Raw genomic sequence first — 12438 nt, 5'->3', positions numbered from 1 at the left:
TCCGCTAAATAAAAAATCCGATCACTTAGGTGATCGGATTTTTTTGGTTTGATTTTGATACCAGTAAGCAACTAAAAAAGTATATCAATGTTTCTTATGATCATTATCAAGCCACTAACGACCATAAGTATGAGCAGCATTATCCTAAACTGACTCACACTCATGCCTGCCAAAAAGCGTTTGCCAATAATATTACCAATAACTGCACCCAGTCCTAGTACAAGCCCATATAGCCAAATCTTGGCAGTGAGTAAACCAAAAAAAGCATAACTACCGATTTGCACCACACCCATAAAAAAAGAGTTGGCAGTTTTGGTGGCAATTAGACTCTCTTTTTCCAGCCCAGCATTCATATAAAAAGGGTTGAGTATAGGGCCGAGACCACCTATCAATGTGCTCATAAAAGCTATGATAAACCCCAAAGGTATAAATCCTATTTTGGGCATATTGAAGGTTTTGCTCACCTTGCCAAATTTATATTGGAAAATGGTAGATACTAAAAATATGCCAACTAATAACTGTATCCAATTGGCATTTAAACGACTAAAAATCAGTGCGGCTAGCCATGCGCCTAAGATTGCACTGGGTACATAATATTTCGTCAATGACCAATCAATGTGATGCCAGAATAGATAAATCCGAGAGCCATTACTGATAAAGGTAGCCAAATTGATCACTGGTGGCGCTGCTGCTGCCCCTAGCATCCAAGAAGTAACTGGTATCAGTAGTATAGCGCCGCCGCCACCAGAGATAACAGAGATGATAAAAGCGACCATACCAGCGATAAACAAGCCTGCTAAATGCCAATTTGGAATCGTTTGTAGTAGGTCTAAAACAATGAACAATATAAAATCCTCTTCCCTGAGTTATATTGAATGATGATTATGTACTTAATTAATATACAGCCTGTAAAATGCTGGGTAGAGGCGTGAATAGATATGTTTGTCCACTCAATAATCGTCCATTTGTTCGCTTGAAAAAAGACAAAAATGTTTAAGAAAACCAGTTAAGGTTTATCAAGTAGGCAAGTAAATATTAGCGGATTATTAATACTAACGGTATCTTTCAGTAATGAAAACAATGATGCAATGTTTTCTATCGTATAGCAAGCCCTACAATCAAGTGCTTTGAAAAGGATGAATATGAGCAATCTAATGAGTGTCACGATAAATTGGTCTTGCAGGCTGTGTCGTCAGGATAAAATAAGCTTAGATTGATTTATAAATATAGACGCACACAAAAAAGCCCAAACGTTTATGACGTTTGGGCTAATCTGTACTGCTATATGGTACCCGGAGCCGGACTTGAACCGGCACGCTATTACTAGCGAGGGATTTTAAATCCCTTGTGTCTACCAATTTCACCACCCGGGCAAAACTTGTAATATCTATAAAGTAATCATTCTACTTGCTAGATAAGTGCTGGCTATTATAAGTGGTTATACTAATAATGCAAGCTAAAATTAACGTAAAGTTAATAAATAATTGGAGGCTGGAGTCGGAATCGAACCGGCGTTAACGGAGTTGCAGTCCGCTGCATGACCACTCTGCCATCCAGCCAATCAAGGTGGACTATATTAGCAAAAATATATTAAATTACAAGTCATTTTTTAATTAAAAACAGGTTATTTGCTCGCTTACCTATATTTAGATGCTATTTGCACCTATTTATACTATAAAAAGTCTTTATAGGCTCTGTGCTGAGCAGGCATCTGATGGCGAACATACAGATTAATACTATCAACTAGGCTTATTTATCGCAGTCTATCATTATCAATTGTGTTTTGATTTTTTAATAGCGTGATAGATTAGAGAAGTCTTATATAGCTTTTTAAGCGTTTAGATAACTTGAATAATACGTCACTCTATCATGACGCAAAAATCCAGCTACGCCCAATCCGTAACGTTCAGCGACGCGAACCGCTGTACTGGTAGGGGCAGACATACCGATTAGCCAAGGGATATGACTACGAATAGATTTTTGCACCAGCTCAATTGATAAACGTGAGGTCATTAGTACACAGCCCACCTCTATTTTCTGACGCAATTGCCAGCCTATCAGTTTATCAAGGGCATTATGACGCCCTACATCTTCAAATAGATACAATTGTTGTTCATGTATCGTAGCGGCTGCATGTACTGCGCCAGTCAATTGATGTGTATGTTGCAACGCATCAACTTTTTGTCGCATGTCCAACAGATACTCAAGACTTGGTATTGCTGCGCTTTTAATTGAATGAATTTGAGGTGTATGAGGCAAGCGCTTTTGTGAATAGCTACTAAGATCGGGCAGTGCTTGTGTCAATCCAGTAATACCGCACATGCCGCATCCTGTGCGTCCTGCTAGTTGACGCCTTTGAGCCTGAATGCGTTGATGACAGCGCTGGCTTAGAACCAGTTCGACCACATAAACGTCGTAATCTTGCAGTTGCTCGGAAATTTGCTCAAAAGTAGCTGGTTCATTACTTTCATCGTCTAAGTCTTGAGCAAATTGTCGGTAACTTGAAATATCAGTCAGCGGTGTAATTTCCCAATCTAATAACTCATGACTATGTCGAATTAGGCCTTCACTAAATAAGAACCCAACTGCTAAGTATTCAAGCTGGTTTGGACTTGCCATCAGTACCGCGTAATGTATGCCATTGATGACAATGGCAACAGCGGCTTCTACTGCTAAAATGGCTGGCTGATTATCAACATAAGGTCGAGCTGCGCCACTGTGATCGTATCTATCTGAAGAATAAGCTTGTTTCTGTGACGAATGGACACGTGCAAGCGGCGTTGTAGACAAGTCTATAACATTAGGTTGCTTATCTGATAAAAATGGCTCATTCGCTTGATTTGTCGCATTGGTCTTGTCTGTCATTATAGGTGGTCACAGTGTTTAATTATCGATAATATCTTTTGCCATTTTTGTTGTAAATCGTCATTACCGAGAGACTCGGCTTTCAAAAACTAAGCAGGGTCTGCCATCTCTGTATTTGCATTCACACGCTGTAAAACCACAGTCGTTGATTTGTAGGCAGGTATATGAGAGTCTGGCGCATGGGTGTCTAAATCAAATAAATCATTACACTCAGGGTAATAAGTCGCTACGGCGTTTGCAGCGATATCCATTTCGGTCAATATTAGTGGTCCTAAAATACGTGCCTGGTCTGTGCTGTCTTTACTTAGGTGTCGGGTTATCATAACCTTATCGCCTTTTTGCCATCCTAGACGGTTCATCTCATCAGGATGCATAAACAGCACATCACGTCGATCGGTGTGACGATAACGATCTTGATAACCAAAAATCATGGTATTAAATTGGTCATGGCTACGAACACTGGTCAACTGCCAAATCTTTTGCTCATTGGCTTGAGTGCCACTGCTTGAGGTTGTAATGTCTGTATCATCTTGAAATGACGACGTTGCCTCTGCCATTTGTGCAGCGACATAAGTAATCGGATATTGCGGTACTTCAAACTGTGCTTTACCGTCACTGGTATTCCATACGCGGTGGCGTGCAGGGTGATACAAATGAAAGCCACGTTCAATCTCACGAATACGTTGATTAAAATTCTCAAACCCACCAATCGCCTGAGCAATATAATCACGAATGACATCAAAATCCTCGCTCATCATTTGCCACGGAATGTTCGAATGATCTTCGAATACATGAGTCGCAAGATCTGCCACAATCTGCGCTTCAGACTTTAAGGTCTCGCTAACGGGTTTCAAATTGCCTTGAGTTCGAACAATCTGACACATAGAATCTTCGATAGTGGCAAATTGCTCACCTTTAGCCGTAATGATGCGTTCAGTACGACCTAAGCAAGGCAGGATAAGATTGTTTGCACCAGGGTATAACATTGTCTCATTGAGCTTGGTTCCCACAAAAATATTCATCTGAGTGGTGGTCAAAGCTTGTTGAATGGCTTTAGTATCAGGCGCTGCCACAGCGTAATTACCACCCATCGCCATAAATACTTTAAGCTTACCAGCAATCAACGCTTTTGCGCCTGTCACGACATCGTAACCGTGCGCTTGCGGCATAGGGTGTTTAAACACCCGTTCAAGACTATCTAGTAGTTTTTGAGCAGGGCGTTCATGGATGCCCATCGTACGGTCACCTTGTACATTGGAATGTCCACGGACTGGAGAAGCACCTGCGCCATCAATACCAATCATACCCATCAGTAGTAATAAGTTAGTAATCATCGCTACATTATCATCGCCTTGCACGTGTTGGGTGATACCCATACCCCATGTGCAAATCGTTGCTGGGCTGTCAGCCACCAGCTGGGCAAGATTGATGATTTCTGCCTGAGTGATACCACAACCACGCTCAATATCTACCCATGATTGCTCAGTAAGCCATTGTTTTAACGGCTCAAAACCCGAAGTATGGGTCGTAATAAAGTCACTATTGATCTTATCGTTTTTAACCAGCCATTTAGCAAGACCTGTCAGTAAAGCTGCATCACCGCCGATTTGAACTTGAACAACCTCGTCAACCATAGTGTCGCTAGAACCCGCTGCCATATGTGTGGGCTTCTGCGGGTTTCTAAATTTACTTAGACCTTGTTCGCGCATAGGATTGATAGAAATAATTCGAGCACCTTTTTCATGAGAATGAGCAAGCATTTCAAGCATACGAGGATGGTTGGTTGCTGGGTTTTGACCAAACATCAATATCAGTTTTGCTTGCCCAAAATCTTCTAATTTTACGGTGGCTTTACCAACGCCCAATTGTTTGCTTAGCATCACTGAGGTGGGTTCGTGGCACATGTTCGAGCAGTCTGGCAAGTTATTGGTGCCAAAACAGCGCACAAATAACTGATACATGAAAGCGGGTTCATTGGTAACCCGACCTGAGGTATAAAATAACGCCTCATCTGGCGAATGAAGCTGCTTTAGCTGGGCTGCAATACGTTCATAAGCGGCTTCCCAAGAAATCGCTACATAGCGATCTTGCGTTGCATCATAATAGACAGGTTCTGATAGGCGGCCAATATGTTCTAGCTCGTAGCCTGACCATTGTTGTAACTCGGTGACCGTATGTTTTGCAAAAAAGGCTGCATCTGCTTTGGTAGTCATGGTTTCACTAGCGATGACTTTGATGCCATTTTCGCAAACATCGAGGGTTTTATGCGAATTATGATCAGGCCATGCGCAACCTGGGCAGTCAAACCCACCTTGGGGCTGATTGCTTTTTAACACACTCACACTGCCTCGCAAAAAAGTTTTATAGTCCATCAATTTACGAGTAGAAGAGAATAGGGCGGGCCAACCAGCAGCAGGATGGTTATAAACAGGAATTTTACGCATGACAGATCTCACAGATGAATAGCGATATATAACAACTATATCCCTATGAGGAAAAGTTTTATACGATTATTAACTATAGATAACAAAAAAACCTCCAAGAAAAAAGTGTTTTCTTGAAGGTTTATAGCGTGCTTATACGTTGAAAAAAATAATGCATTGAAAAAAGATAGTACGTCAATAAAAGCTGGCAAAACATCAGCTTACTGATAAACGTTTATAACGATTATCTTTATATAGCTTAGCTTAAAATCAAACTGTCATCTTCAACTTTTTCACCGCGCGTTTGCTCAAACATATCGAGTAAGTCATGCACTGTCATACCTTTACGAATATCGCCTGACACATCTAGTACGACTTGACCTTGGTGCAGCATCACCGTTCTAGTACCATGCGCCAATGCCTGCTGCATGGAATGTGTAACCATCATAGTAGTCAGTTTGTTGTCCGTCACAATCTTATCAGTTAACTCCAAAACAAAAGCCGCTGTTTTTGGATCAAGCGCTGCTGTATGCTCATCAAGCAACAGGATTTTAGAGGGCTGTAAGGAGGCCATGAGTAAGCTGACGGCTTGACGTTGACCACCTGATAACAAGCCCATGCGATCGGTCAGACGGTTTTCCAGTCCCAGTTTTAGCACCGACAACTTTTCTCTAAACAAATCACGATTGTTTTGATTGAGTGCAAAACTCAAGCCACGCTTACCACCACGCTTATAGGCCAGTGCCATATTTTCTTCGATGGTTAATGCTTCACAAGTCCCCGCCATCGGGTCTTGGAATACACGAGCCACCCAATGAGCGCGCTGATGTGCCGTCTTTTTAGTAACATCAATACCATTCAATAAGATTGAGCCACTATCGACACGTGTGGTACCACTAACGGCGTTCAAAAAAGTTGATTTACCAGCACCATTGGTACCGATGACGGTCACAAATTCACCATCTGCAATATTTAGGTCGATACCACGTAATGCAGGGTTTTCAATGGGCGTTCCAGGATTAAAGGTCAACCGCAAATCTGTAGCTTGCATCATAATAATTATTCCTTATGGTTGCACATTGACATTAAGCCCGAACTTTACGACTTAAAAATTTAGTTTTGGCTTTTGGTAATACCAGAGCCAAGACCACGAGTAACGCTGTAATCAAGTTCAAATCTTGTGGACCAAAACCGATGCTACGCAGGGTTTGACTGGACAGCGCGACCTGAATAAAGAGTTTGTATAGCACCGCACCGACTACCACTGCAAAAGTAATTAACCAAATCCGCTTAGCAGGAATAATAGTCTCACCAATGATAACGGCTGCCAAACCAATGACAATCGTACCAATACCGATGGATATGTCTGCGCCACCTTGGGTCTGCACAAATAACGCGCCAGCCAACGCTATCAAACCGTTAGAGATTGCCATACCAATAATGGTCATCCACGACGTATTGATACCTTGAGCCTGTGCCATTCTGAGGTTTGAGCCAGTAGCACGCATGGATAAGCCAGTTTCAGTACTATAAAACCAGTTTAAGAATAACATGGCTAATAGTACAACAGTGCCGATAATTAGACAGCGCATCCAATAACCGTTGCCATCGGACACTAACGTACTAAACACGGTGGTTTCGCCCAATAGCGGCAAGTTTGGCGCACCCATGATGCGTAGATTGACAGAATATAGCGCGACCATCACCAAGATACTGGCAAGTAATTGCAAAATTCCAAGCTTGACGTGCAACCATGCAGTGACAATACCGGCGACTGAACCTGCCAGCATACCAAACGCACAGGCAAGCCATGGATTGATACCAGCGATAATAGAAATACCAGCGACTGCACCGCCAAGTGGAAAACTACCATCAGCAGTCAAGTCAGGAAAGTCGAGAGTACGAAATGAAATAAGCACACCAAGTGCTACTAGGCCATAAATCAGACCGCTTTCAAGCGCACCAAAAAAAGCAATTAAGGACATAAGAGATCAGTAAGTCATAACCAAGCGTTTAGCAAATAACGTTGTCGCTATTCATAGAGTGAAGCAACCAAAAAAACCAGTGCTGTTTGATCTATGAATCAAGTTATCTAAACGGCTGAGCGGTGAATTTAACAGATTAAGCAATCTGCGGTTAGGGTAAACCAAAACATATCAAAAAGAAGCCCAGCCTACTGATTCATAGCTGGGTTTCTTATAGTAAATACTTGGTATTCTAGCGTAAGAGTAGATAATGGATGACAACGTGATCACAACCACCAGCTACCTTTTTTTGCTATGAAAAGCCAAGTATGAATGTGCGTTATTCTACCACTTCTTTTGCTTTATCGATAACCGCTTGTGACAAAGTAATGCCTTCTTCTTTAGCATGCTTTGGACTGACATACAGGTCTAACATTTGTGGAGTGTAGACAGGAATAGCGCCTGCTTTTTCACCATTCAAGATACGGACAACGATTTTGCCAGTTTCGCGACCGAGATTGTAATAATTCACACCCAATGCTGCCACCGCACCGCGCTCAACTGAACTGGTGTCTGAAGCAATAAGTGGGATTTTACTTTCTTTGGCGATTTGATAGAGCGACTCGTAAGCCGATACCACATTATTGTCGGTTGAGGTATAAATCATGTCAACCTTACCCTCAAGGCTACGTGCTGCCATCGCAATGTCATTACTACGCTGAGCTGGTGCTTCGTGCACATTGATGCCAAGTGGCGTTAATTTTTCTTTTAGATTTTTTAAGATGATGGTTGAGTTCACCTCACCTGGGCTATAAACATAACCGACATTTTTCAAATCAGGAATGATTTGACGCATCAATTCGATCTGTGGTTCATACGGTAGCGCATCTGATGCGCCTGTCACGTTGGTACCAGAGCCATCAAGCTTGGGTACTAATTTGGCAGCGACTGGATCAGTGACCGCTGAGAATACCAGAGGGATGCTGCTGGTTGAGGCAGCAACAGACTGAGCAGACGGGGTTGCGATAGCGACGATCACATCTGGCGCATCGGCAACGAACTGCTTCGCAATCTGTCCAGCAGTTGCTGTATTGCCTTGGGCGCTTTGGAAGTTGACAGTCAAGTTTTCACCGTCTTTAAAGCCTGCTTCATTCAACTCGTCTATGACACCTTTGCGTACATCGTCAAGTGCTGGATGTTCAACAATAGCGGTAATAGCGACCGTCTTCATCTCTGTTGCAGCATCGCCAGTAGCAGCATCTGTCGCACCGGTATCTTGTGCTGACTGGTTACAACCCGTCAAGATAGCGGTACAAACGCCGCCCAATAATAGCGCCTTGCTAAATTTAAAATGACCAAAACGATTTTGATACAACATAGGTTTCACTCCTGAAATAATAATGTGTCCGTACATTATTGAATAAATAAAAGTTCATACAGGCCCTCTAAAAAGACAGCCACTATCTAAAGGTTATTTCTCAGCACTTTGCGCTTTTTTATCGACATTGATGGCATTTTTTAATAAATCATCTGTCAAATTGACGCCTTGCTCAGCCGCATGTTTCGGGCTTGCATATAACGTTAGGGTGTTCATGACTTCCGGCTTAATGGTATTGACGGCCTCACCATTTAACACTCTATAAACCATCTTGCCTGTCGTGCGACCAAAGTCATAATCATTGACGCCCATTGCAGCAGTCGCACCTCGTCTGACACTAAATTCGTCTGAGGCAATGACGGGAATTTTTAGCTCATTAGCAGCGCCAGCCATCGCTTCGAAAGCAGATACCACATTATTGTCTAATGAAGTGTAAATAACATCAGCACGGCCAGATAGGCTACGAGTTGCCATGGCAACGTCTGTTGGGCGATTGGCAGTGACATCTAATATGGTTAGTCCACGTGCTGTGGCTGCTTTTTTAAGCTGGTTGAGCACGACGACAGAGTTTACTTCGCCTGGGCTATAAACGTAACCAATGGTTTTGGCATTGGGTACGATTTTTTGGATATTATCTAGCTGTGGCTCAATCGGTAGCTGACTAGAAAGCCCGGTCACATTAGATTGGATTGGCACCTCGTTTTCATCGATGAGCTTTGCCGCCACAGGATCTGAGATGGCTGTATAAATGACAGGAATCGTCTTGGTTGACGCTACAATAGATTGAGCAGATGGCGTCGAGATGGCGACGATAGCATCTGGGTTGTCTCCTGCAAACTGTTTTGCAATCTGACCTGCTGTCGCTGTATTGCCCTGAGCGCTTTGAAAGTTAACAGTTAAATTTTGGCCTTCAACGTAGCCACTCTCTGCGAGCTCATCAATAATGCCGCGACGCATCTCATCTAATGACGGATGCTCGACAATTTGGGTGATGGCTAACGTTTTGGCAGGCTTGTCAGTATCAGCAGCTGCGCTTTCATTGGTAGCAGCAGTATCGGTTGCGTTCGAGCAGCCAATCAGTCCAAGAGTGACACTGATAGCAGCACCGAATAGGCTTAGGCGTAAAGGAGAAGCAATAGTCATTATTAGGTGAACTCGTCGGTTATATCAGTTTTGGAAACCAAGCCAATAGGTTTAGTCGTACTAAGCGCACTGATGATTGCGCTTATGCATGTCTTTGTTGGCTTGCGTTTTACAAATGATATTGGAAAATGCAGGTTAGCCGAGTCAATACTATATTGATGTCAAAGCTGATGCCAAAATAGTAGGCTAACAATAAGGTAATCGTTCCATCGATCATTATGTTTATATTATGACAGTAATGTAAGTTATCGCAATAAAAAATTAAAGCGTATTCGTCACAGGTATTATTTATGCCAGTCTTGTCAGTTTTACGGCCTAATCTTTCATTTATTTTACTAATAAAAAAAGATGCCGCTTAGGACATCTTTTTTATGACTTCACATCGGGTAGAGTTATTAAGCCAAAGTGTCGCCAACGACACAAGCATCAGGCAATGTGACGACTGTTAAACCCGTTTTTGGATTGCCAGTTGATAGCACCATGCCTTCTGAGATACCAAATTTCATCTTGCGCGGCGCAAGGTTGGTGACGCAAATCACCTTTTTACCAAGCAGCTGCTCAGGCTCATAAAATTTACGAATACCACTGAACACATTACGTGGCTTTTCTTCGCCAACATCCAAGGTGAACTGTAGTAGTTTATCAGCACCTTCTACGTGATTGCATTCTAAGACGTGCGCTACTTTCATCTCGACTTTGGCAAAGTCTTCGATACCGATATAGTCAGTCTGTTCAGTCTCGATGGGTGCAGGCTGCTGGTTTTGCTTGACTGGCGTACTGTCTTCGCTAGTCGCTAGTGATGCGGCTTGTGTCAACGACGTTTTTGAATCTTCTACCATCGCAGTGATGTCTTTTTCTTCAATACGCTGCATCAAGGGTTTGAACTTATTGATTTTATGTCCAAGCAACCACTCGTTGCGGCTGGCAAAGCTTAAATCATCAATATTCAAAAACTCTTTGGCATTATTTGTCAGCTCAGGCAGTACTGGCGCAAGATAGACCATCAATTGACGGAAGATATTAATCGCCACCGAGCAAACGTCTTGTACTTCTTGCTCAGTGCCTTCCTGTTTTGCTAGTGACCAAGGTTTTTTACCATCGATATATTCGTTGGCTTTGTCCGCACATTGCATGATTAAGCGCATCGCACGTGAGAACTCACGATTTTCATAAGCCGCGGCAATCTCATCGCCAGTTTTGGTGATGTCTTCTAAAAGCTCAGGCTCTACGCAAACCTCTGACAGCATGCCATCGTATTTTTTGACCAAGAAACCCGCGCTACGACTGGCAATATTGACCACTTTACCGACCAAGTCAGAGTTGACCTTTTGCATAAAGTCTTCTAAGTCAAGGTTGATATCCTCGACTTTGTCAGACAGCTTACTGGCAAAGTAATAACGCAGGTACTCAGGATGCAAGTGCTCAGCGTAAGTTTCGGCTTTGATAAAGGTGCCGCGCGACTTACTCATTTTTTCGCCATTGACCATCAAGAAACCATGAGCAAAAACGCCCGTTGGTGTACGGAACTCACTACCCGCAAGCATGGCTGGCCAAAATAGAGCATGGAAATAAACGATGTCTTTACCGATGAAGTGATAAACTTCAGTTTTGTGCTCGTTTTCTTGCATCCAGTAACGGTCAAAATCCAGCGCGTTTTCAGTACCTACGCGTTTATCACATAGGTTTTTAAAGCTTGCCATGTAGCCGACTGGCGCATCGAGCCAGACATAAAAGTATTTGTCCGGCTCATCACTTGGCGTATCTGGAATTTGAAAGCCGAAGTAGGGCGCATCACGTGAGATATCCCAGCTGGCAAGTCCAGCATCAAACCATTCCTGTAGTTTGTTAGCGACTGATGTTTGTAGACGACTGTCACTGCGTGTCCAGTCTTTTAAGAACTGCTCAAACTCAGGCAAATCAAAGAAATAATGCTTAGAAGTTTTGAGTACAGGCGTTGCATCAGACAACGTTGAGTGCGGATCTTTCAGATCTGTCGCATCATAAGTGGTGCCACAAACTTCACAGTTATCGCCGTACTGGTCTGGTGAATCACACTCTGGGCAAGTTCCTTTGACAAAACGATCTGCTAGAAACAACTGCTTTTCTGGATCAAAAAGTTGCTCAACATCTTTTGTACTGATATGGCCAGCATCATTAAGGCGACGATAAATCAGCTCAGAGAATTGCTTGTTTTCTTCAGAATGCGTGGAGTGGTAATTATCAAAATCAATCAAAAATTTACTGAAATCTGCTTCGTGCGACGCTTTCACTGAAGCAATTTGCGCCTCTGGTGTTACGCCGTTGGCTTCTGCCTTGAGCATGATTGCCGTACCGTGTGCATCATCCGCGCAGACATAGGTGACTTGATGGCCTTGCGCTTTCATTGCGCGTACCCAAATGTCTGTCTGAATATATTCTACAAGATGCCCCAAATGGATATGGCCATTGGCGTAGGGCAGCGCACTGGTTACTAGAATCTCACGCACTTTCATCACCTATATTTTTATATAAACGGGTTGGTTATCAAACGTTGTTAGCCATTTATGGCTATCAGACGCGATATTATCAATGCTAAAAACTTCCAAAAACGAAGAAAGTTTAAAAAGTGTGCCTATGATACCGTAATTCGACCACCTTTGTGATGTTCCTCTTTAATTAATACAGT

Annotated in this window: 8 protein-coding genes and 2 tRNA genes; all 10 read right to left on the bottom strand. The window is 42.8% G+C overall.

What is annotated here, in order from left to right; translation table 11 throughout:
* Window positions 1–71 precede the first annotated feature (71 nt).
* Window positions 72–845 (bottom strand): sulfite exporter TauE/SafE family protein, encoded by a 774-nt coding sequence (locus FW759_RS12180; RefSeq protein ID WP_228139912.1) that lies wholly within the window; start codon window positions 843–845, stop codon window positions 72–74.
* Window positions 846–1286: 441 nt separating this feature from the next.
* Window positions 1287–1373, bottom strand: a tRNA-Leu gene (locus FW759_RS12175).
* 112 nt (window positions 1374–1485) lie between these two features.
* Window positions 1486–1559, bottom strand: a tRNA-Cys gene (locus FW759_RS12170).
* 271 nt (window positions 1560–1830) lie between these two features.
* Entirely contained in the window at window positions 1831–2865 is a 1035-nt protein-coding gene (fdhD, locus tag FW759_RS12165) for a formate dehydrogenase accessory sulfurtransferase FdhD (RefSeq protein ID WP_446443122.1), read from the bottom strand.
* 89 nt (window positions 2866–2954) lie between these two features.
* Window positions 2955–5309 carry an FdhF/YdeP family oxidoreductase gene (locus FW759_RS12160; RefSeq protein WP_446443121.1) on the bottom strand — a complete coding sequence of 785 codons (2355 nt, stop codon included), beginning with the start codon at window positions 5307–5309 and terminating at the stop codon, window positions 2955–2957.
* A 238-nt stretch (window positions 5310–5547) separates the two neighbouring features.
* Entirely contained in the window at window positions 5548–6342 is a 795-nt protein-coding gene (locus tag FW759_RS12155; protein WP_062844204.1) for an ABC transporter ATP-binding protein, read from the bottom strand.
* 31 nt (window positions 6343–6373) lie between these two features.
* A complete protein-coding gene (locus tag FW759_RS12150; protein ID WP_062844205.1) occupies window positions 6374–7273 on the bottom strand; it encodes an ABC transporter permease in 900 nt (299 codons plus the stop codon).
* Window positions 7274–7592: 319 nt separating this feature from the next.
* Window positions 7593–8630, bottom strand: a complete 1038-nt coding sequence (locus FW759_RS12145) for an ABC transporter substrate-binding protein (protein ID WP_062844206.1) — start codon at window positions 8628–8630, stop codon at window positions 7593–7595.
* A 93-nt stretch (window positions 8631–8723) separates the two neighbouring features.
* The gene (locus FW759_RS12140; RefSeq protein ID WP_446443120.1) at window positions 8724–9773 is read right to left on the bottom strand and encodes an ABC transporter substrate-binding protein; all 1050 of its coding nucleotides are present in this window, start codon (window positions 9771–9773) and stop codon (window positions 8724–8726) included.
* Between the two features lie 395 nt (window positions 9774–10168).
* Entirely contained in the window at window positions 10169–12265 is a 2097-nt protein-coding gene (metG, locus tag FW759_RS12135; protein ID WP_446443119.1) for a methionine--tRNA ligase, read from the bottom strand.
* Window positions 12266–12438 lie beyond the last annotated feature (173 nt).

It is taken from the genome of Psychrobacter sp. 1176_08 (genome assembly GCF_052850615.1).
Note: the sequence above shows the minus strand (reverse complement) of the source record. Positions and strands in the feature narration are given on the sequence as shown.

What these genes read in the sequence shown, in the direction of transcription:
- FW759_RS12145 (WP_062844206.1), bottom strand. Translation starts at nt 8,630, where the DNA reads ATGTTGTATCAAAATCGTTTTGGTCATTTTAAATTTAGCAAGGCGCTA.
- FW759_RS12155 (WP_062844204.1), bottom strand. Translation starts at nt 6,342, where the DNA reads ATGATGCAAGCTACAGATTTGCGGTTGACCTTTAATCCTGGAACGCCC.
- FW759_RS12150 (WP_062844205.1), bottom strand. Translation starts at nt 7,273, where the DNA reads ATGTCCTTAATTGCTTTTTTTGGTGCGCTTGAAAGCGGTCTGATTTAT.
- FW759_RS12160 (WP_446443121.1), bottom strand. Translation starts at nt 5,309, where the DNA reads ATGCGTAAAATTCCTGTTTATAACCATCCTGCTGCTGGTTGGCCCGCC.
- FW759_RS12140 (WP_446443120.1), bottom strand. Translation starts at nt 9,773, where the DNA reads ATGACTATTGCTTCTCCTTTACGCCTAAGCCTATTCGGTGCTGCTATC.
- fdhD (WP_446443122.1), bottom strand. Translation starts at nt 2,865, where the DNA reads ATGACAGACAAGACCAATGCGACAAATCAAGCGAATGAGCCATTTTTA.
- metG (WP_446443119.1), bottom strand. Translation starts at nt 12,265, where the DNA reads ATGAAAGTGCGTGAGATTCTAGTAACCAGTGCGCTGCCCTACGCCAAT.